Annotated in this window: 19 protein-coding genes; 12 read left to right on the plus strand and 7 right to left on the minus strand. The window is 73.2% G+C overall.

Features of this window, described 5'->3' with window-relative positions; translation table 11 throughout:
• Nucleotides 1–14: 14 nt before the first annotated feature.
• Entirely contained in the window at nt 15–1,157 is a 1,143-nt protein-coding gene (gene efeO / locus BLS67_RS08680) for an iron uptake system protein EfeO (protein WP_091243285.1), read from the minus strand.
• Nucleotides 1,138–2,022 (minus strand): iron uptake transporter permease EfeU, encoded by an 885-nt coding sequence (gene efeU / locus BLS67_RS08685; RefSeq protein ID WP_091243288.1) that lies wholly within the window; start codon nt 2,020–2,022, stop codon nt 1,138–1,140. The genes efeO and efeU overlap by 20 nt, the downstream gene beginning before the upstream one ends.
• A 268-nt stretch (nt 2,023–2,290) precedes the next feature.
• Between efeU and BLS67_RS08690 the strand changes: the two genes are divergently transcribed.
• Nucleotides 2,291–4,009 (plus strand): glycosyltransferase family 39 protein, encoded by a 1,719-nt coding sequence (locus BLS67_RS08690; protein ID WP_165617526.1) that lies wholly within the window; start codon nt 2,291–2,293, stop codon nt 4,007–4,009.
• A 61-nt stretch (nt 4,010–4,070) separates the two neighbouring features.
• On the opposite strand, the gene BLS67_RS08695 is transcribed toward BLS67_RS08690, so the two are convergent.
• Nucleotides 4,071–4,658, minus strand: a complete 588-nt coding sequence (locus BLS67_RS08695; RefSeq protein ID WP_131801700.1) for a PepSY domain-containing protein — start codon at nt 4,656–4,658, stop codon at nt 4,071–4,073.
• Between the two features lie 197 nt (nt 4,659–4,855).
• Here BLS67_RS08695 and BLS67_RS08700 point away from each other — a divergent pair, with 197 nt between their 5' ends.
• On the plus strand, nt 4,856–6,214 hold the full coding sequence (locus BLS67_RS08700; RefSeq protein WP_423221502.1) for a sensor histidine kinase: 1,359 nt from the start codon (nt 4,856–4,858) through the stop codon (nt 6,212–6,214).
• Here the strand turns inward: BLS67_RS08700 and BLS67_RS08705 are convergent.
• Entirely contained in the window at nt 6,187–6,864 is a 678-nt protein-coding gene (locus BLS67_RS08705; protein WP_091243300.1) for a response regulator, read from the minus strand. The two genes, BLS67_RS08700 and BLS67_RS08705, sit on opposite strands and share 28 nt — an antisense overlap.
• Nucleotides 6,865–6,895: 31 nt before the next feature.
• Nucleotides 6,896–7,693 carry a COG4705 family protein gene (locus BLS67_RS08710; RefSeq protein WP_091243303.1) on the minus strand — a complete coding sequence of 266 codons (798 nt, stop codon included), beginning with the start codon at nt 7,691–7,693 and terminating at the stop codon, nt 6,896–6,898.
• 91 nt (nt 7,694–7,784) lie between these two features.
• On the opposite strand from BLS67_RS08710, the gene BLS67_RS08715 reads away from it, so the two are divergent.
• The 4 genes from BLS67_RS08715 (at nt 7,785) to galE (ending at nt 11,655) form a co-directional block, all read left to right on the plus strand.
• Nucleotides 7,785–8,477 (plus strand): response regulator transcription factor, encoded by a 693-nt coding sequence (locus BLS67_RS08715; RefSeq protein ID WP_207500429.1) that lies wholly within the window; start codon nt 7,785–7,787, stop codon nt 8,475–8,477.
• A complete protein-coding gene (locus BLS67_RS08720) occupies nt 8,474–9,817 on the plus strand; it encodes a sensor histidine kinase (protein WP_091243306.1) in 1,344 nt (447 codons plus the stop codon). Before BLS67_RS08715 ends, BLS67_RS08720 begins: the two co-directional genes overlap by 4 nt.
• A 60-nt stretch (nt 9,818–9,877) precedes the next feature.
• Nucleotides 9,878–10,489 (plus strand): DedA family protein, encoded by a 612-nt coding sequence (locus BLS67_RS08725; protein ID WP_091243310.1) that lies wholly within the window; start codon nt 9,878–9,880, stop codon nt 10,487–10,489.
• 152 nt (nt 10,490–10,641) lie between these two features.
• On the plus strand, nt 10,642–11,655 hold the full coding sequence (galE, locus tag BLS67_RS08730; protein ID WP_091243313.1) for a UDP-glucose 4-epimerase GalE: 1,014 nt from the start codon (nt 10,642–10,644) through the stop codon (nt 11,653–11,655).
• Nucleotides 11,656–12,050: 395 nt separating this feature from the next.
• On the opposite strand, the gene BLS67_RS08740 is transcribed toward galE, so the two are convergent.
• Both BLS67_RS08740 and BLS67_RS08745 read right to left on the minus strand, forming a co-directional pair.
• Nucleotides 12,051–13,394 carry a sensor histidine kinase gene (locus BLS67_RS08740; protein WP_207500430.1) on the minus strand — a complete coding sequence of 448 codons (1,344 nt, stop codon included), beginning with the start codon at nt 13,392–13,394 and terminating at the stop codon, nt 12,051–12,053.
• Nucleotides 13,391–14,086 carry a response regulator transcription factor gene (locus BLS67_RS08745; protein WP_091243320.1) on the minus strand — a complete coding sequence of 232 codons (696 nt, stop codon included), beginning with the start codon at nt 14,084–14,086 and terminating at the stop codon, nt 13,391–13,393. The genes BLS67_RS08740 and BLS67_RS08745 overlap by 4 nt, the downstream gene beginning before the upstream one ends.
• 150 nt (nt 14,087–14,236) lie before the next feature.
• Between BLS67_RS08745 and BLS67_RS08750 the strand changes: the two genes are divergently transcribed.
• The 6 genes from BLS67_RS08750 to BLS67_RS08775 all read left to right on the plus strand — a co-directional run bounded on the left by BLS67_RS08750 (nt 14,237) and on the right by BLS67_RS08775 (nt 19,570).
• Nucleotides 14,237–15,418: an MGDG synthase family glycosyltransferase gene (locus BLS67_RS08750; RefSeq protein WP_165617527.1), complete on the plus strand. Its 1,182-nt coding sequence runs from the start codon at nt 14,237–14,239 to the stop codon at nt 15,416–15,418.
• On the plus strand, nt 15,415–16,131 hold the full coding sequence (locus BLS67_RS08755) for a polysaccharide deacetylase family protein (RefSeq protein ID WP_207500431.1): 717 nt from the start codon (nt 15,415–15,417) through the stop codon (nt 16,129–16,131). The genes BLS67_RS08750 and BLS67_RS08755 overlap by 4 nt, the downstream gene beginning before the upstream one ends.
• The gene (locus BLS67_RS08760; RefSeq protein WP_091243326.1) at nt 16,128–17,039 is read left to right on the plus strand and encodes a DMT family transporter; all 912 of its coding nucleotides are present in this window, start codon (nt 16,128–16,130) and stop codon (nt 17,037–17,039) included. The genes BLS67_RS08755 and BLS67_RS08760 overlap by 4 nt, the downstream gene beginning before the upstream one ends.
• Nucleotides 17,040–17,163: 124 nt before the next feature.
• Nucleotides 17,164–17,928, plus strand: coding sequence for a COG4705 family protein (locus BLS67_RS08765; RefSeq protein ID WP_091243330.1), 765 nt, complete (start codon nt 17,164–17,166; stop codon nt 17,926–17,928).
• Nucleotides 17,925–18,761, plus strand: coding sequence for an undecaprenyl-diphosphate phosphatase (locus BLS67_RS08770; RefSeq protein ID WP_091243333.1), 837 nt, complete (start codon nt 17,925–17,927; stop codon nt 18,759–18,761). The genes BLS67_RS08765 and BLS67_RS08770 overlap by 4 nt, the downstream gene beginning before the upstream one ends.
• Before the next feature lie 23 nt (nt 18,762–18,784).
• Nucleotides 18,785–19,570 (plus strand): ABC transporter permease, encoded by a 786-nt coding sequence (locus BLS67_RS08775; RefSeq protein ID WP_091243335.1) that lies wholly within the window; start codon nt 18,785–18,787, stop codon nt 19,568–19,570.
• Nucleotides 19,571–19,650: the final 80 nt, after the last annotated feature.

A 19,650-nucleotide genomic window follows, 5' to 3' on the forward strand; every position in this document is an offset into this window, starting at 1 on the left:
GAACCGAGTCTCGATCAGCCAGCGACGAGGGCAGGGACCTGACTGACCAGCGCGGCCAGTGCGTTCAGGGAGTCCGACAAGCCCTGCACCTGCTGCGGGGTCAGGTCGGTGTAGGGCACGAACCCGTCTCCGCTGGCGTACTGGGCCAGCTCGGCTTGGGTGGACGTGAAGGCGGCGTCCAGTGCTGCGGCGAGGTCGGGGGCGGCTGCGGCGATGACTGGGCGCAGTGACTGCACGGCGGCTTGGGAACCGTCGAGGTTGGCGCGGAAGTCCCACAGGTCGGTGTGGGAGTAGCGGTCTTCCTCGCCGGTGATCTTGCCGCTGGCGATCTCGTCGAGGAGTCCCAGCGCTCCGTTGGCCAGGTCCAGCGGCTGCAGCTGGATGGTCTGCACGCGGGCGACCAGGTCGGCGATGTCGGTCGTGAGCTGGTGTGCCACCGAGCCCGAGGCCGAGATGTCGCCGGTGGCCCACAGGTCCCGCTCGAGGACGTGGAAGCCGGTCCAGGTCTCGCCCTCGGCGACGTCGTTCTCCCGCGCGTCGATGCGCGGGTCGAGGTCTCCGAAGCTGGAGGCGACCGGTTCGATGCGTTCGAAGTAGGTGCGGGCGACCGGGTACAGCGCCTGGGCGGCGGCGACGTCGCCGGCGTTGACCGCGTCGACGAAGGCTTGGGTCTGCTCCTGCAGCGCGACGGCCTGGCTGTTGACGTAGCGGGTGTAGTCGGTGACGGCGGTAGCCAGGGCCTCGTCGTCGGATAGCTGGACGGCATCGCCGGTGACGGTCAGGGCGGTGCGGATGCCGTCGCCGACCATGCCGGGCTTGCAGGCGGTCTGGTAGTCCCCGGCCGGCAGCTCGACGAGCAGGGTGCGGGCGACCCCCGGGGCGATGTTCTCGACCTCGCCCATGATCCGATCGCCCTGGGCGTAGACGTAGAACTCGGTCACCGAGGAGCCCGCGTTGGTCACGGTGAACTCGTGGGTCCCGGCCGCGAGCTCCGTGGCGTCCAGCTCGCAGGTGCTGTCCGTGGCTGACACCGCGACGGCGGTGGGATCGGTGGAGCTGGTGGCCGTGGCGGGGTCCATGCCGCCGCAGGCGGCGAGCAGCAGCAGGGCCGGCACGGCGCTGGCCAGCCGGGTGGCGCTACGGGCGCGCGTCGACATGGGTGGGGTTATCCGTCGGGGTGGGGGCGGGGGTGGTCGCGGCGGCGCGGCGGGCGCGAAGTCCGGGCAGCAGGAACAGGGCGAGGACCGGCACGAGGTAGGCCAGGTAGGCGGCGGTCTCCAGGACGGTCGGGCGGGCGGAGATGTGGAAGACGCCGTCGAGGACCACGCCGTACCAGCTGCCGGGGACCAGCCAGCCTGATGCGTCGTAGGCGTAGGTGGTCAGCCCCGGAAGGACACCGGCTTCCTGGAAGTCGTGTACGCCGTACTTGAAGATGCCGGCGGCGATGAAGATGAGCAGGACCCCGCTGATGGTGAAGAAGCGGGTGAGGTTGATCCGGAGCGCGCCGGCGTACAGCGCAGCACCGGCGGCGACCGACGTGGCCAGGCCGGCGGTGAGGCCCAGCACGGGGGTGGCGCTGACGGCTCCTTGCGCCGAGGCGAAGAACAGCAAGGTCGTCTCCAACCCCTCGCGGATGACTGAGGCGAACGCGATGCCGACCACGGCACCCACCCCCAGGCCGACCGCGTCGTCGAGGCGGCCGCGGAGCTCACCGGACAGCCGTCGGGCGGTGCGGCGCATCCAGAAGACCATCCAGGTCACCAGCGCGACGGCGATGACTGAGGTGATGGCGTCGAACAGCTCCTGTCCCGGTCCACCCAGCACAGTGGAGGACACGTAGGACAGCACCGCACCGAAGCCCACCGAGAGGACCACGGCGCCGGCCACACCTGCCCAGACCGGCACGAGGTGCGCCCGGCGGCCGGTCTTGACCAGGTAGGCGACGAGGACGGAGACGACGAGCACCATCTCCAGCCCCTCGCGGAGCCCGATCAGATAGCTGGGGAGGAAGACCTGTCCCACGACGTGACCCCTTCGCTCATCGACCACCGCCCGATGGTTGGGCAAGGCAAGCCTGACCTTAGACGGGGCGCAAGGGTCGTCTGCACAGGAATCTCAGTGTTCTCTCAGACCCGCCTCGACCTGAGAAGGCGCTGAGGAGCACCCAGCTGGCACTCAGGGGCCGGTCGGGCGACGCTCAGCGAGGCCGGGCGGGATGGCCGGCATGTCCTCAGCCCGGGTCCGGCTCGCCCTCACCGCTCAGCTGCTCCTCGCCGCAGCGCTCTACACCGTGGGTGCGGCGCGGTCGGGGTGGGGCAACGCGTACTACGCCGCCGCCGCGCAGGCGGGATCGGTGAGCTGGCACGCGTTCTGGTTCGGTGCGCTGGACCCCGCCGGGGGGATCACGGTGGACAAGCCACCGGCCTCGTTGTGGCTGATGGGGGCCTCTGTGCGGCTGTTCGGGCTGTCGCCGCAGGCCGTGCTCTGGCCGCAGGCGGTCTGTGGGGTTGGGGCGGTGTGGGTGCTGTACCTGACGGTGCGCCGGCACGCCGGCGCAGCCGCCGGCTTGCTGGCCTCGGGCATTCTGGCGCTCACCCCGGTGGTGACGCTGATGGCCCGCTACGACAACCCCGATGCGTTGATGACGCTGCTGTTGGTCGGGGCGGCCTATGCAACAACTCGGGCCGTGGACCGGGATCGCGGTGGCCTTGCCTGGGTCGTGGTGGCCGGCGGTCTGGTGGGGACGGCATTCCTCACCAAGCAAATTCAGGCGCTCCTGGTGCTCCCTGCGCTCGTCGCGGTCCTGATGTGGGCCGGCCCAGGCTCTGTGGTGAGACGGTTGGGTCGTGCGGTCGCCGGAGGTGCCGCGGTTGTGGTGGCGGCGGGTTGGTGGGTGCTGCTCGTGCTGTCGACGCCGGTCTCGCAGCGGCCGTTCATCGGCGGCACGTCGACCAGCAGCATCTGGGAGCTGACCGTCGGCTACAACGGGCTGGGTCGGCTGAACGGGTCGGGGGCGAACGGGACGCATGCGGCCAGCTACGGCCGGTTGTTCGGGGGCAGCGCGGACGAGGCAGGTTGGCTGCTGCCCGCCGCCCTCCTTCTGCTCGTGGCGGCAGCTGTGGTGACCCGGCACGACCCGCGCCGGGATCCCCGCCGAGCCGGTTTGCTGCTGTGGGGTGGCTGGTTGCTCGTGGTGGGGGTCGTGCTCAGCAGCCTGCGGGGGATCTACCACAGCTATTACACCGTCGAGCTGGCTCCAGCCGTAGCTGCGGTGGTCGCCATCGGCGGTTCGGCGGTGTGGGCGGCCCGCGGACAGGTCCGGTGGGCGAACGGAGTGCTGATGGCCGTGGTCGCCGGGACGGGGGTGTGGGCGTGCGCGCTGCTGTTCGTGCAGCCGGCGTGGACGGTCCTCGCGGTGCCGGTCGTCGCCTGCGCCTCGGTGGTCGGTGTCGTCGCCCTCGCCCTGGATGGTCGGGGTGGGTTCGGCACGGCAACACGCCGGTTGGCTGCGACCGCGGGGTTGGTCGCCGCACTGGCCGCGCCGGCGACGTGGTCGGTGGCCACCGCAGCGTCGGTGCACCAGGGGGCCAACGTGCAGGCCGGACCGGGGGTGACCGAGTTGGGCACGGAGGCTGGGATTGTGCCGGGCACCCGGGTCCCGGTGGCCGTTGCCGACCTGGTCGCGGCGGGCGCGGCTGGCCATGAGTGGGCGGCGGTGATGACTGGCCGGTACGCAGCGCAGGTGCAGCTGGCATCCGGGGCCCCGGTCCGGATGCTCGGGGGCTTCACCGGTACCGACCCCGACCCGTCGCTGGCCGCCTTCCAAGACCTCGTCGCCGCCGGACGGGTGCACTACCTGCTCGTGGAGGCCAGCTCGCTGCGGTCCCGGCCGGACACCACGGCCGGGCAGATCACGGCATGGGCGGTACGCGGGTTCCCCCAGCGGCAGTACCAGGGATGGCTGGTCGTCGACCTGACCGCTGCGTCCCTGGCGGTCGCAGGCAGCTGACACGAGCAGGAACGAGGACGGGCCCCGGAGCATCGCTCCGGGGCCCGTCCTGATGCGCTGGTCAGTCCTGCGGGTCGTTGGCGCCCTCGGGCTGGTCGGCGGTGTCGGCCGGGTCGTTCGCCTCGCCGGCCTGCTGGGCCAGGACGCTGCCGTCGCCGGCGTCGACGGCGACCTCGGTGACGGTGCCGTCGGCACCGGTGATCTCGACGCTGTAGACGACGTAGCCGCCCTCGGCGTCCAGGTCGGTCTCGGTCACCGACCCGGGGACCGCGGCGAGCGCGGCCTGCTCGGCCTGGGACTGGGTGACCGTAGCCAGGGCCTGCAGCGCGGCCTGCTCGGCGCTGTCGCTGCCTGCGGACTCCTGCCCGTCGGGCACCTCGGTGGCGGCCGGGGCCGGCACGGTGCCGGTGAAGGTCGGGTCCGCGGCGTCCTGCTCGCTGCCGGGGCCGCCGTCGGCGCCGTCGGCGGTCTCACCGTCGGACTGGGCGCTGTCGGTCTGGTCGGTGCCGACCTGGGCCGCGCTGGCGGTGATCGGGGCGCTGGCGGTGTCCGGGCCGCTGGCGGCGGCGATGGAGGCACCGCCGCCGACGACGAGTGCGGTGGCGATGCCGGCCGCGGCGAGCTGGCCCTTGCTCAGACGGAGCTTCACGGTTCCTCCTCGGTGTGGCAGAGCGGGTCCCGCCCTGTGCCACCACCGTGCGCCGGGGGCGCTGAGACCTTGCTGTGGTCGCTGTGGATCTCCTCAGCTCCCCACCGCAGGACGTCTTGGGTGGCACCTAGCCTGCCGTCGTGGATACCGCTGCTGACCCCAGGACGGAGAAGGGGCTGCCGTCGGGCCGGGTGGGCATGCGTGCCCGGGCGACGGCCGCTGCCGTTGCCGTGGTGGCCGTCGCGCTGGCGTTGGCGGCGACGGTGCTCGTCGGCCTGGTGGGGCGCACCGTGCAGGACACGGTGACGACGTCGGCGAGTACGCGAGTGCAGGAGGTGGCCGCCGACCTCCGGGTGAACGGTGTGGGCGGCCTGCAGATCGGCGGTTCTGAGGACGGTGCGCTGGTGCAGGTGTTGCGGGGGGACACGGTGCTGGCCGCCAGCGCCGACCTGGCCGGGGCGCCGGCCCTGACCGGGTTGACCCCCGGCCCCGGGCAGGAGGACACCGGGCAGGTGGACGGCGCCGCGGTCAGCGAACCCGGGGACACCTTCCGCCTCGTCGTGCTCGGGGTGCCCGGCACCACCGGCGCCGACCGGGTGGTGGCCGTTCAGTCCCTGGCCGTCGCGGAGAATGCGCAGGCGCTGGTGACCCGGCTGGCCGCGGTCGGGGTGCCGGTGCTGCTGGTCGTCGTCGCGTTGGCCACCTGGTGGTCGGTGGGTCGGGCGCTGCGGCCGGTGGAGGCCATCCGGGCGCGGACCGCCCGCATCGGGGCTGAAGACCTGTCGGCCCGTGTGCCCCAGCCGCAGACGCGGGATGAGATCGCCGCTCTGGCGTCGACGATGAACGCGATGCTGGCCCGCTTGCAGACATCCGTGGCCCAGCAGCGCGCCTTCGTCTCCGACGCCGGCCACGAACTGCGCAGCCCGATCGCGACCATCCGCACCCAGACCGAGGTCGCCCGCCGAGTCGGCCCTCCTGATCCGGCCCATGACGTCGTGCTGGGCGAGGTCGCGCGGCTGGAGCGTCTGGTGACCGACATGCTGACCCTGGCCAGCGCCGACGAGGGGCAGGGCCGAGTGGGCCGTCGGCAGGACGTCGACCTCGACGACCTGCTGGCCGCCGAGCGTTCCCGGCTGCGGGCGCGGGCGGACCTCGTCGTGACCGGCGACCTGGCAGCTGCTCGCGCGTGGGGTGACCCAGCAGCGCTGGCCCAGGTCGTACGCAATGCCGTCGACAACGCCGTTCGGCACAGCCGCGGTCGCCTACACCTGACCAGCGGACCTACGGGTGGGCCGGACGGCGGTGCGTGGCTAGCTGTGGAGGACGACGGACCCGGGGTGGCCGTCCCGGACCGGGAACGGGTGTTCGGCAGGTTCGTCCGGCTGGATGAGGCCCGGGCCCGCGGCGACGGCGGTTCTGGGCTCGGGCTGGCCATCGTCCGGGAGATCGTGTTGGCCCACGGAGGGCATGTGAAGTTCACCGACCCGGTCACCTTGCCCGGCGCCCGGCTGCTCATCCGTTTCCCGGCTCAACCGCCGTCGGGCTCGAAAAGGTAGCCCAGGCCGCGGACGGTGCGGATGCTGGCGCGACCGAAGGGCACGTCGATCTTGCGGCGCAGGTAGCCCACGTAGATCTCGACGTTGTTGACGTCCCCGTCGAAGGCGTCGTCCCAGACCTCCTGAAGGATCGTCAACTTGCTCAGCACCGTGTCCGGCCGCTCCATGAGGTAGGCCAGCAGCGCGAACTCGCGGGGGGTGAGCGCGATGTCGGTGGTACCGCGGCTCACCCGGTGCCGGGCGGGGTCCAGGACGAGGTCCCCGGCCCGCAGGACCGGAGATGGGCCGGTGCGCGCGCGCCGGGCCAGTGCCCGCAGGCGGGCGGTGAGCAGGACGAAGGAGAAGGGCTTAGTGAGGTAGTCATCGGCACCCAGGTCGAAGGCGTCGGCCTGGTCGTACTCGCCGTCCTTCGCGCTGAGCATCATCACCGGTGTGGTGACCCCGGAGCCGCGCAGCTCCTCCAGCACCCGGTAGCCGTGCAGCCCCGGCAGCATGATGTCCAGGACCACCACGTCGTAGCCGCCCTGCTGGGCGGCGTCGCGACCGCTGATGCCGTCGTGTGCGAGATCCACGGCGTGGCCCTCGGCGCGCAGCCCCCGGGCGATGGCGTGGGCAAGGCCGACCTCGTCGTCGACCAGCAGCACCTTCACGACATCGCCCAGGGGCCCGGTTCCGGACGGGTCAACGCAGCGCGCCGGCCTCGACTGGGGGCAGCTGGTCGCGCTTGCTGACCGCCAGGTAGGACACGACGGCCAGGATCGTCACCAGGAAGATCACGCTGGTCAGCGTGGTGCCTAGCCCGAGGCCGCCGTCGACCTTGTCCTGGGAGAACCCGTCGCCCAGGGAGGCACCCAGCGGGCGGGTGAGGACGTAGGCGATCCAGAAGGTCAGCACCGCGTTGGCCCCGAGCACCAGGTGGCTGGCGGCGACCGCGCCGATGAGCGCGGCGAACAGCAGAGCCGACAACCAGTACCCCGCACCGAGCTTCTCCGCGATCAGGTCACCGGCGGCGGTGCCCAGGGCGAAGGTGAACAGGATGGCCAGCCAGTAGAAGGCCTCGCGGCGGCGGGTGACGATGGAGTGGATCGACAGCGTCCGCTCCGTGGCGTACCAGCCGGCGAAGGTCAGGGCCAGCGCGACGGTGAACAGTGCGGTGGTGAGCTCCAGCGGGACGCCGAGGTTGTCGGTCAGGTTGTCGGTGATGAGGGTGCCGACGACGCTGATCAGCACGACGGTGGCCCAGTAGAGCGGCGGGATGTACCGCCGGGCCTTGAACTGGAAGCCGAGCACGACGAGGAAAATCGCGCCGACCACCACGGTGGTGCCGGTGAGGCCGAAGCCGAGAGTGCCGTTGAGGTAGTCCGCGGCGGTCTCCCCGACTGTGGTGGCCAAGATCTTGATGACCCAGAACCAGATGGTGACCTCGGGGACCTTGTTGAGCAGCGTGCGCCCCGTCGAGGGGGCCTGGGGTGTGGTCATGGCGGCAGAGTCGGGCCCAGCATCTGCACACGACCTGAACGCATCGCCCCGACCTCGGGGGGATGGCGGCCGGGTCACCCATGATGGGGTGGTGAGCCAACTGCAGCCCCGGGTCCTGGTCGTCGAGGACGACCACGGCCTACGTGACGTGCTGGCCCGTGGGCTGCGCGAGCACGACTTCACCGTCGTCACCGCCCGGGACGGCGCGGGCGCGCTGGGTGCGGTCCGCGGCGCAGGCGGGGATGACGGGGAAGGCTTCGACGCCGTCGTGCTGGACATCGGTCTGCCCGACTCCGACGGCCGGGACGTGTGCCAGGCGCTGCGCGCGCAGGGGCTCACCGCACCGGTGCTGTTCCTGACCGCCCGGGACCAACTGCACGACGTGCTGTCCGGGTTCGCGGCCGGCGCCGACGACTACCTGGCCAAGCCGTTCCACCTCAGCGAGCTGCTGGCACGCCTGCGCGTGGCCCTGCGGCGCTCCGCAGCCGCACGCCCGGCAACGGCGGGCCTGACTCTGGACCCCACCACCCACGCCCTGGCCGGCCCGGCCGGGGCCCAGCGGCTCAGCCCCACGGAGTTCCGCGTCCTCGCCGCACTGATGGCCCGCCCCGGTGAGGTCGTCCGCCGCCGGGACCTGCTGGCCGCCGGCTGGCCCGACGGCGCCCAGGTCGCGGACAACACCCTGGACCAGTACGTGGCACGGCTGCGCCGCAAGGTCGACGCCGCCGGCGACCCGGGCCGGTCGATCGGGACCGCGCACGGCGTGGGCTACACCTTCACGTGAGCGACCGGGGCGCGCGCCGGAGCCTGCGCAGCCGGCTGTCCTGGTCGGCGACGGTGGTCGTCGCGCTGTGGGTGCTGCTGCTGGCGGTCGGCGCCAACGAGCTGCTCGCCCGGGTCCTCGCGGGGCAGGCCGACGACGTCCTGCAGGCCCGGGCCGAGGCGGTCGCGCAGACCGTCGACGTGGCCCCCGACGGCACGGTGACGGTGCTCGACGGCCGGGACGACCAGGCGCTGGACGTCGGCACCTGGATCTTCGACGGCGCCGGCGGGATCGTCGAGAGGCCGCCGGGCAGCACTGATGCGCTGGACCGTCGGGCCGCCGACCTCGCCGCGCAGGGCGCCAGCACCGTCGACGTCGACGCCAGCGGGCCCGTCCGGCTGCGATCGCTCCCGCTCACCGACGGCGGCCAGCAGGTCGCCGCCGTGGTGACCAGCACCTCACTGTCGCCCTACCAGCAGGTCGAGCGGACCGCCCTGCTGGGCAGCATCGGGGTGGCCCTGCTGCTGGTCGTCGTCGTCCATCTCGTGCTGCGCGCCAACGTCACCCGCGCCCTCCGCCCGGTCCAGGACATGAGCACCCAGGCCGGCCGGTGGAGCGCTGACGACACCGATCTGCGGTTCGGCGACGACCCGCGCCCGGCCGAGCTCGCCGAGCTGGCCGGCACTCTGGACCAGCTGCTGGACCGGCAAGCTGCCGTCCTGCGCCACGAACAGCGCTTCACCGAGGAGCTGTCCCACGAGCTGCGTACCCCGCTGGCCCGCGCCCAGGCCGAGATCGACCTGCTGCGCGCCCAGCCGCGGGACGCCCGCGAACTCGCCGACGCCCACGCAGCCATCGACCGGTCCACCCGCGCGATGGCATCCATCCTCGAGACGATGCTCACCGCGGCCCGCAGCGCCGACGCGGTCACCCCGGGCCGGACCCGGCTGCTCGACGCGCTGGCCGTCCTGGCCGACCCCGACGCCCAGGACGTCCGCGTACCCGTCCACCTGACCGGAGATCCCGACCTCGTCGTCGGGGTAGACGCCGACGTCGTCGTCCGGGCCCTGTCCCCCGTGGTCGACAACGCCGTCCGCTTCGCCGCCGGCCAGGTACGCATCCAGGCCGAGGCCCGCGCGGGGCAGCTGGTCGTCACGGTGCTCGACGACGGCCCAGGCATGACCGAGCAGGCTGCCGACCGGGCCTTCGACCCCGGGTACCGGGGCGACCCGGACGACGGCCACGCCGGCGCCGGCCTGGGCCTGGCCCTGACCCGGCGGCTCGTGCTGGCCGCCGGTGGATCGGTGACAGCGGTGGCCGGCGACCGCGGCCGCGTCGAGATCGCCCTCCCGCGCGGGTGAGACCGGGAGCACCGGCCACGTTCAGGCGGCGTACAGACTCCGTGAGCGACGGTGGTGGGCATGAGCGGCTTCCTGGACCCGACGAACCTCATCAACACCTTCGGCTTGATCGGCATCATGGCGATCCTGTTCGCCGAGACTGGCCTCCTGGTCGGCTTCTTCCTGCCGGGTGACTCCCTGCTGTTCACCGCCGGACTGCTCGCAGCCGGCGGGCTGATCGCCCCGTTGTGGGTGCTGCTGCTCCTGCTGCCGGTGGCGGCGATCGCCGGGAACCTGGTCGGCTACTGGATCGGCCGCAAGGCCGGTCCCGCCGTCTTCAACCGTCCCGACAGCCGCCTGTTCAAGGCCGAGTACGTCGAACGGTCCCAGGCGTTCTTCGACCGCAACGGCGCCCGCACCATCGTGCTGGCCCGCTTCGTGCCCGTTGTCCGCACCTTCGCCACCGTCATGGCCGGCGCCTCCCGGATGGACCTGCGCCGCTACGCCGTCTACTCCGTCATCGGCGGCATCGCCTGGGCCGCGGGTGTCACCCTGCTGGGCTTCTGGCTCGGCCAGGTCGCGCTGGTGCGCGACCACGTCGAGCTGTTCATCCTCGGCATCGTCGCCCTGTCCCTGGTTCCCGTGGCCGTCGAGTTCCTCCGTGCCCGATCCGATCGCCGGGTCCGCAGCTGATCGCTCGACCGGCCGATCTACCCCGGGGTCTACTGACGATGCGGAGTTGGCCGTCCGCTCACCATCGGCTGACCGCCCGCTGTCCGACCCGGCCCCAGCCTGGACGCTGGCGAGCCGACCGGGTCGCTCGGGGGACGACGATCGGAGCAGTCATGGGCACGCGGGGGCACTGGGTCGTCACCGGCGGCGCCGGGTACGTCGGCGGGCACGTCGTGCGCGCCCTGCACCGGGCAGGCCTGGATCAGGTGGTCATCGACGACCTGTCCACCGGGGTGGCCGCGCGCCTGCCCCGCGGGGTGCCGCTGGTGCGAGGGCAGGTCGGGGACCGCGACGTGCTGGATGCCTGCCTCCCCGGCGCGGCCGGCGTCGTGCATCTGGCGGCGCAGACCTCCGCACCCGGATCGGTTCGTGACCCGCTCGCGCACTACCGGGCGAACGTGGCCGACGTCGTCACGCTCACCTCGGCCATTCTGGATCACGGCGTGGACAAGCTGGTGGCCAGTTCCTCTGCCGCCGTCTACGGCGCAACGTCGGGGTCGGCACAGCTGTCCCGCCACACCGAGACCGACGTGTTGCACCCGCAGAGTCCCTACGGCAAGACGAAAATGATCGGTGAGATGGTCCTCGCCGACGCCGTGGCCAGCGGACTGTCCTCGATCGCGTTGCGCTACTTCAACGTGGCGGGTGCGGCGACCGAGGTGCTCGCCGACCGAAAAGTAGGTGGGCTGCCATCAGCGGTCCTGCAGGCCCGCCGGACCGGCCGGCCGCTACCGGTCCACGGTCTGGACCACCCCACACCCGACGGCACGGCGGTGCGGGACTACGTGCACGCCGTCGACGTCGCCTCGGCCCACGTGGCCGCGGTCGCCCGCCTGATGGATGCCGCGCTGGGTGCCTCGGTCTACAACGTGGGCACGGGGGTGGGCTCCTCGGTCCTGGACGTACTACGGGTGACCGCCGAGATCACCGGCGGCCCGGTACCCCACAAGATCCACGGACGCCGTCCGGGCGATCCGTCGCACGCCGTCGCCGACGTGTCGGCCATCGCCCGGGACCTGGGGTGGCGCGCACGCCACGACCTGGGGGACTGCTTGCAGTCGGCGTGGGAGACGACGGGTGGGCACCTGCTCTCCCGGTCCCACCGAACCCTCGCTTCTGTCAGCTGAGCTGCCGCGGCCTCGCCAGCCGCCGGCGGGCGGTCAGGTGGTCAGGCGTTCAGGTGGTCGTCAGGAGCGCCTCCCTACCGTCGCCGTGCCTTCGCCGACTCACCTGGAGGACTTCCGTGGCCGACGCTCCCGCCTCCGCCCCGCTCGACCCCGTCGGGGAATCCGACTGCCGGTGAGCGGCCACGTCGAACAACTGCTGTCGGACCTGTCGATGACACTGCTCGCGTTCCTGACCTCAGTAGCCGCGGTCATCGGGCTGGCGCTGCGATGGGGTCGGTCCTGGCGGGACCAGAAGGACGCCGTCGACCCGCCTCCCGGGGCGCAGCAGTCCGACCCTTCTGAGCAGAGTCCGGCTGCCCGCCATCGGCCCCCGCACCGGTGACCCCGGACGACGATCAGCTGTCCGCAGACGCCGGCAGCAGCAGGCTGAAGACCGGCGGGCTCGGGCTGGCCACCCGCAGCCGGCCCCCCTCGGCCTCGGCCAGGGTGCGGGCCAGGGCGAGGCCGATGCCGTGGCCGTCGTCGCGGTGGCTGCCGCGCACGAACAACCGGTCGACCTCCAACGGCGTCGTCCCCTCGTCGGCGACATCGACGGCCAGCGCGCCGCCGGCGTCGCGGACGGAGACGGTCACGGCACCGGCGCCGTGCACGGTGGCGTTGTCGACCAGCACCCCGACGACCTGGCGGACCGCCGCAGCGGACACCGCCGTGCCGGGCAGGTCACCTTCCAGGTGCAACTGCAGGACGCGGTCCTGGCGGTCGAGCAACGGACCCCAGGTCGCCTGCACCTCGGCGAGCAACTGTGCCGGGTCCAGTGGTGTGCCGTGCGCCCCGGTGTCCCGGGCCAACGCGAGCAGGTCGGTGATGGTGTTCTCCAGCCGGTCGGTGGAGGTCAGGGCGTTCTCGATGGCTGCCCGATGGGCCTCAGCGGGCAGCTCCAGCGCGGTCTCCAGCGACAGCCGCAGGCCGGTCAGCGGGGTGCGCAGCTGATGGGAGGCATCGGCGGAGAACGCCCGCTCCCGCGCCAGCAGGGCACCCAGTCGTCCAGCGGTCGTGTCCAGGGCCGACCCCGCAGCGTCGAGCTCGGCGATGCCCGAACGGGCGGTCCGGGTGCCGAAGTCACCCTCGCCCAACTGCTGTGCCGCCACCGCCAGGGACTCCAGCGGTTGGGCCAGGCGGGCTGCCTGTCGGCGGGCCAGCAGCCAGGTGACGCCGACCGCTGCCGCAGCGAGGGCCAGCATGCCGGCCCAGGTGCCCACGATGCGCCATCGCACGGCGCTGTAGTCGGTGGCTGCGCGCACGACACCGCGGGTGCTGTCCCCGTCGACGACCGGGACGGCGACGACGAGTTGGCCGTCGATGTCGTTGGCGGTGGACACCCGGCCGTCGCCCAGCGCGTCAGCCGAGGCGGGGTCGAGTTCCTGTGGTCCATCACCGGCGACGAGTTCCCCATCAGTGCTGTAGAACGCGACGGCGACGTCACCGTCGCGACCCTGCCCACCGCCCAGGCCGGTGGGCGTGCGGCCGGCGGCGACGTCGAAGGCGACCGAGACGGCGTCGACGTCGGCGATGCGCTCCAGTTCACTCTGCTCGTCGCCGAGGTAGGACTGGGCGACTCCGTATGCCAGTGGGAGCCCGAACAGGGTGGTGGCCACGACAGCGGCCAGCACGGCCTGGGCGACGATGCGGCCGCGCATGCTGGCCCAGCGGCGACCCCGGACCGGTCGCGGATCGGTCACGGCAGGTCCAGCCGGTAGCCGTGACCGCGCAGGGTGCTGATCTGCGGCTGGGGCACCCCGAGTCCATCGGCGACGACCGCGAGCTTGCGCCGGAGCGCGGCCACGTGCACGTCCAGGGTCTTGGTGGACCCGAACCAGTGCGCGTCCCAGACGTCCTCCATCAGGGTCTCGCGGCTCACCGCCGCACCCGGTTGCGCTGCCAGCCGCGCGAGCAGGTCGAACTCCTTCGTCCGGAGCACCACCTCGGCTCCCCCGACCGCGACGCGGCGGGCAGCGAGGTCGACGGTCAGCTCACCGACGACGACCGTGGCCTGCACGGCCGGGATGACCGAGCTGCGCCGCAGGTGTGCCCGCACCCGGGCCAGGAGCTCACCGAACCGGAAGGGTTTGGTCAGGTAGTCATCGGCCCCGGCTTCCAGACCGACGACGACGTCCATCTCCTCGGCGCGGGCGGTCAGCACCACGATCACGCACCCCGGCTGGGCTGCCCGGATGCGGCGGCACACCTCGATGCCGTCCAGGTCGGGCAGGCCGAGGTCCAGCAGCACCAGGTCGAAAGACCGGCCGGCGACGGCGTCCAGGGCGCTGCGGGCGGTGCGCTGCCAGGACACCGAGTGCCCGTGCGCCCGCAGCCCCGATCCGAGGGCGCCCCCGATGGTCTCGTCGTCCTCCACAACCAGCAGATCCGCCATACCGCTGACGGTAGGGCCCACCCACGGGTCGGACGGGGCTCCCGGTGGCGCCGGGACAGGGGTTTGCCTGGCGCTCACCTTCTACCCACCGAACGCTGACCTGGCCCTCAGCAGCATCGGCGGTGTTCCCGACCGATGGAGGAGAGCCCTGTGGCCACCGCAGCAACCCACACCGTCCTGGACCGTCCCGCGACCCCGTCCGGTGATGCTGTCGCCGGCCCGGGCACCCGGGTGCTCGTGGTGACCGGGAGCGTGGGGGCCGGGCACGACGGCGCCGCCCACGAACTGGCCGCCCGGCTGACCGCGGCCGGCGCGCGGGTCGAGGTCCGGGACTTCCTCGACGCGCTACGGCCCCGACTGGCCTGCTCGCTGCGCAGCGGGTACACCGGCGGGGTCGGGCGGGCACCGGTGCTGGTCGAGCTGCTGTACCGGCGGCTGGAGCACCGCGGTCTGCTGTGGGCCATCGAGCGCCGCATCTGCCGTTCCGCCGAGACTGCCATGCGGGGCTGGGTGGACGCGATCGATCCCGACGTCGTGGTCACCACCTACCCACTGGCCGCCCAGACCCTCGGTGACCTGCGCGCCGCCGGCGACATCAGGGTCCCGGTGCTGACCTACCTGACCGACCCGGCCGTGCACGTCAGCTGGCTGCACCCGGCCGTCGACGCCCACCTCACCGTCACCGCGGCCACCGCCGCGCAGGGGCGTCGCGACTACGGCCTGCCCTTCACCGTCGCCGGACCGCTGGTGCCCGCTCGCTTCGGGCAGACGATGGACCTCGCCGAACTGGTGGCCCTGCGCGGGGAGGTCGGCGTGCGCACCGACCGGCCCGTCGCCCTTCTGGTCGCCGGATCCCTCGGCCTGGGCGATGTCGCCGGTGCCGCAGTCGACGTGGCCGCCGCCGGGTTCTCCCCGGTCGTGCTGTGCGGACGCAACGCGGCATTGCGGGACCGGCTGGACCGGCTGCCCGACGTCCTGGCGCTGGGCTGGCGCACCGACATGCACCGGCTGATGCAGCTCGTCGACGTCCTGGTGCACAACGCCGGTGGCCTGACCTGCACCGAGGCCCTGGTTGCCGGGCTGCCCACCGTGACCTACAAGCCCATCCCCGGGCACGGTCGCGCCAACGCCACCGTGCTGCACGAGTCCGGGATGGGCCCGTGGGCCACCGACCCGGTCGACCTGCGCGCCGCCCTGCTGGCACAGCTGGGGCGAGACCGGACCCCACCGGCGATGCCGGACCCCACCGACACCGTGCTGTCCTGGGTGCCCGCTGCCCGCCGCCCGGCTCGTCCTGCTGTCCTGGCTGCCGCACTGGCGGTGGCGGCGTGAGCGCCCCCACCATGACCACCGCAGTGGCCGGGGCCGCCGCCGGGTTGTGGCACGCCGCGCCGGCGCTGACCTCCATCGGTCCGCTGCGCCGCCCGCTCCCCCGGTTGTCCGGGCAGGGGAGGCCCGGTGGCATCGGGCTGACCTTCGACGACGGCCCCGACCCGCTGGGGACACCGGCCGTGCTCGCCGAGCTCGACCGCCTGGGGTGGACGGCGACGTTCTTCATGCTGGGCAGCCAGGTCCGCGCCCACCCCGACGTCGCTCGCTCGGTCGTCGCCGCCGGCCACGAGATCGCCGTGCACGGAGACCTGCACCGAGTGCATCTGGTCCGCACCGCAGCCCAGGTCCGCTCCGACCTGACCCGGGCCCTGGGTGACATCCGCGCGGTCACCGGCACCGACCCGCGCTGGTTCCGCCCGCCCTACGGCGTGCTCACCGCCGGGTCGCTCATCGCGGCCCGCAGCCTCGGGCTCACCCCCGTGCTGTGGACAGCCTGGGGCCGGGACTGGCAGAAGGCCAACCCCGCATGGGTGCTCGACAACGTCATGTCCGGCCTGGCCGACGGCGGCACCCTGCTGCTGCACGACTCCGACTGCACCAGCACCCCGCGCTCCTGGCGCACGACCGCCCGCACCCTGCCGCTGCTGGCCGAGCGGCTCGACGAGATGGGACTGCACGTCCGGCCCTTGCGCGACCACCTGACCGCGGCATGATCGCGGCCCTGCTGGCGCTCGCGTCCGCTCTGGCGTACGCGATGTCCACGGTCATCGGCCACCGGGCCGCCACGTCCGCCCTGTCCGGCGTCGGCTCGGGGTGGGCCCGAGCGGGTCGGCTGCTGCGACGCCCCGGGTTCCTGCTGGGCCAGGCCGCGGGTCTTCTCGGGCTCGTCCTGCACGCCGCTGCCCTGGCAGCGGGTCTGGTCGTGGTGGTGCAGCCGATCCTGTGCGTCGGGCTCGTGCTCGCCCTGGTGCTCGGCGCGGTCGTCGACCGTCGCCACCCTGATCGCCCGCTGCCGGGACGCGGGCAGTGGTGGTCCGCAGGGATGGTCGTCGCCGGTCTGGTCGTCTTCTTGACCAGTGCAGCCCCCACGGCCGGCAGCGGGTCCGCCGTCGGCTGGGCGTTGCCCGCCGCCGTCGGGGCTCTCGCTGCCGCATCGGCCGCCGTCGGCATCGCTGTGCACCGCGGCCGTCTGCGTCGCCCCGCGGCAGCGCTGGCAGCCTGCTCCGGGCTGGCATTCGGGCTGACCGGGGTGCTGCTCAAGGCCGTGCTGGCGCTGCCGGTGACCGCGTGGCCGCTTGCCTGGCCGGTCTACGCCCTGATCGGGGTCGGGTTGGCCGGTACGGCGCTCGCGCAGTGGTCCTACGCCACCGGCCCACTGGTGCAGTCGCAGCCGGTGGCCTCAGCGCTTGAGCCGGTGGTCGCGGTCGCCCTGGCCGGACCGGTGTTCGCCGAAGGCCTCGCCGGTGGGCCGGTCGCGCACCTGGCACAGCTGGCCGGCCTGGTGCTGCTCGTCGCCGGGGTCATCGGGGTGGGACGGTGCGCCACCGCCCGCGAAGCCCGCCCGGGCAGTAGCGACCCGGCCGAGGACGAGGACCGCGTGCCGGTGCTCGCCTCGTACTGATGAGGCGTTCAGGTCCTCGTCAGGATTCCCCCTCCACCATCACCGCGGCCCTCCCGGCCCCAGGCACCACCCCACGGGCTCAACGCCGAGCTCCCCGCCTCGTCGTCCCCTTCTGGAGCAGCCCGTGCCGCAGCACGCCCCGTCCACCCGCCCGCGGGTGCCGGTCACCGCCGTCAAGGTCCCCGCCGTCACCGCGGTCTTCTGGCTGATCAAGGTGCTCACCACCGGCACGGGCGAGGCCGCCGCCGACGGAGCCGCAGCCTGGAATCTGCCCGTCGCGGTCGCGGTGTCCGGGGTCGGTCTGGTCGCCGCGCTGTGGTGGCAGCTGTGCGCCGACGCCTACCACCCGGGCCGCTACTGGACGGCGGTCACGATGGTCGCGGTGTTCGGCACGATGGTCGCCGACGGCCCGCACGTCGTGCTCGGCCTGCCCTACCCGGTCACCGCCGGGCTCGCCGCCCTGGGACTGGCGGTGGTGTTCGCGGTGTGGCACCGGCTCGAGGGCACCCTCGACGTGCACAGCATCACCACCCGCCGCCGCGAGCTCCTCTACTGGGCCGCGGTGCTGACCACCTTCGCCCTGGGCACCGCCCTCGGTGACCTGGCCGCCGTGGTGTGGCACCTGGGCTTCGCCGGCTCCATCGTGCTGTTCGCGCTGGCCATCGTCCTGCCCTGGGTCGGCTGGGCCCGGTTCAGGCTGTCGCCGGTGGTCGCGTTCTGGGCCGCCTACGTCCTGACCCGCCCGCTGGGCGCCTCGGTCGCCGACTGGCTGGGCAAGCCCGCCCACCTGGCTGGCGGCCTCGGCCTCGGTGACGGCCCGGTCGCGGTGACCGGTCTGGTGCTCATCGCCGTTCTGGTGGCGACGACGGCCCGCCGGGCGACCCGGTGAGCTGGTTCGAGGCCCTCGTCCTCGGGATCGTGCAGGGGCTGACGGAGTTCCTCCCGGTGTCCTCCAGTGCGCACCTGCGCATCGTCGGCGCCCTCGCCGGCTGGTCCGACCCGGGTGCGGCGTTCACCGCGATCATCCAGATCGGCACCGAGCTCGCCGTGCTCGTGTACTTCGCCCGCGACATCGCCCGGATCGTCACCGCGTGGGTGGCCTCCCTCGTGCAGCGGGACCGCCGCGGCGACCCCGACGCCCGGATGGGCTGGCTGATCATCGTCGGCAGCGTCCCGATCGTGGTGCTGGGCCTGCTGCTGCAGAGCACGATCGAGACCACCTTCCGCGACCTGCGCATCGTCGCCACCGCGCTGATCGTGTTCTCCGTGGTCCTGCTGGTGGCCGACCGGGTCGGCCGCAAGCAGCGCACGCTGGAGGAGCTCACCGTCGGGCACGGCGTCGCCTTCGGCCTGGCCCAGGCCCTCGCGCTGGTCCCCGGCGTCTCGCGGTCCGGCGGCACCATCACCGCCGGCCTCCTGCTGGGCTACACGCGGGAGGCGGCGGCGCGCTACTCCTTCCTGCTCGCCGTCCCGGCGGTGCTCGGGTCGGGCGCCTACCAGGCCTACGACGCGCTGCACGGCGACACCGCGGGCGCCCCGGTGGCCTGGGGCCCGACCGCGCTGGCCACCGTCGTGTCCTTCGGCGTCGGGCTGGCCGTCATCGCCTGGCTGCTCCGGTACCTGCAGCGGGGGAGCTTCGTGCCCTTCGTCGTCTACCGCGTCGTGCTGGGGGTGCTGGTGCTGGGCCTGGTCGGCGGTGGGGTGCTCGCGGCGGCCGTCTGAGGGCGCGGGCGAGGATGACCGGCATGGGGTCCTCCGTCGTCCAGCTCGGCCCCGGCCTGCTCATCGCCCTCGCCACGCTGCTGGCCCTCGGTGTGCTGGTGGGCCGGGTGTCCGGGCTGGGGCAACAGCGACCGGTGCTGTGGGCGTGCCTGCGCGCTGCCCTGCAGCTGGCCGCGGTGTCCTCGGTGATCGTCCTGGTCGTCAGGTCGCTGTGGGCCTCGGCGGCCTTCGCCGTCCTGATGCTGACGGTGGCCGCGGTCACCTCGGCCGGCCGGGTCACCGGCGGCCCGACCTGGGGACGTCGGGCTCCCCGCCAAGCCCTGCTACTAGCGGCACCCATCGCCGCCGGCGTGCTCCCGGTGCTCGCCCTGGTGCTGGCCAGCGGCTCAGTCCCCCTGCGCGGTGAGGCAGTCGTCCCGATCGCCGGCATCGTCATCGGCGGCGCCATGACCGCCACCTCGCTGGCCGGCCGCCGGATGCTCGACGAACTGGAACAGCGCCACGGGGAGGTCGAGGCCGCACTCGCCCTCGGCCTGATCCCCCGCGACGCGGCCATGCTCGTCGCCCAGCCGGTCGCCGCCACCGCCCTGGTCCCCGCGCTCGACCAGACCCGCACGGTCGGCCTGGTTACCCTGCCCGGCGCCTACGTCGGCGTCCTCCTCGGCGGCGGCAGCGCCCTGCAGGCCGGCGCCGCACAGCTCCTCGTCCTCGTCGGGCTGCTGGCCGCCGAGGTGATCGCCGTCTGGGTGGTCACCGAGCAGGTCACCCGTGGGTTGGTTGGCCGTGCGCCCACTCCGCAATCCGACTGACCTTCCTCATGGGCTTGGGTGTCGTCAGCTGAAGCCCTGTCCGCGGTCTCGTTCGGCCACAGCTCTGTGCTGCAGATCGG

The organism is Klenkia soli (genome assembly GCF_900103975.1).
Taxonomy (GTDB): Bacteria; Actinomycetota; Actinomycetes; order Mycobacteriales; family Geodermatophilaceae; genus Klenkia; species Klenkia soli.

What these genes read in the sequence shown, in the direction of transcription:
- efeO (WP_091243285.1), bottom strand. Translation starts at nt 1,157, where the DNA reads ATGTCGACGCGCGCCCGTAGCGCCACCCGGCTGGCCAGCGCCGTGCCG.
- BLS67_RS08700 (WP_423221502.1), top strand. Translation starts at nt 4,856, where the DNA reads ATGCGTGCCCGGGCGACGGCCGCTGCCGTTGCCGTGGTGGCCGTCGCG.
- BLS67_RS08710 (WP_091243303.1), bottom strand. Translation starts at nt 7,693, where the DNA reads ATGACCACACCCCAGGCCCCCTCGACGGGGCGCACGCTGCTCAACAAG.
- BLS67_RS08725 (WP_091243310.1), top strand. Translation starts at nt 9,878, where the DNA reads ATGAGCGGCTTCCTGGACCCGACGAACCTCATCAACACCTTCGGCTTG.
- galE (WP_091243313.1), top strand. Translation starts at nt 10,642, where the DNA reads ATGGGCACGCGGGGGCACTGGGTCGTCACCGGCGGCGCCGGGTACGTC.
- BLS67_RS08745 (WP_091243320.1), bottom strand. Translation starts at nt 14,086, where the DNA reads ATGGCGGATCTGCTGGTTGTGGAGGACGACGAGACCATCGGGGGCGCC.
- BLS67_RS08760 (WP_091243326.1), top strand. Translation starts at nt 16,128, where the DNA reads ATGATCGCGGCCCTGCTGGCGCTCGCGTCCGCTCTGGCGTACGCGATG.
- BLS67_RS08775 (WP_091243335.1), top strand. Translation starts at nt 18,785, where the DNA reads ATGGGGTCCTCCGTCGTCCAGCTCGGCCCCGGCCTGCTCATCGCCCTC.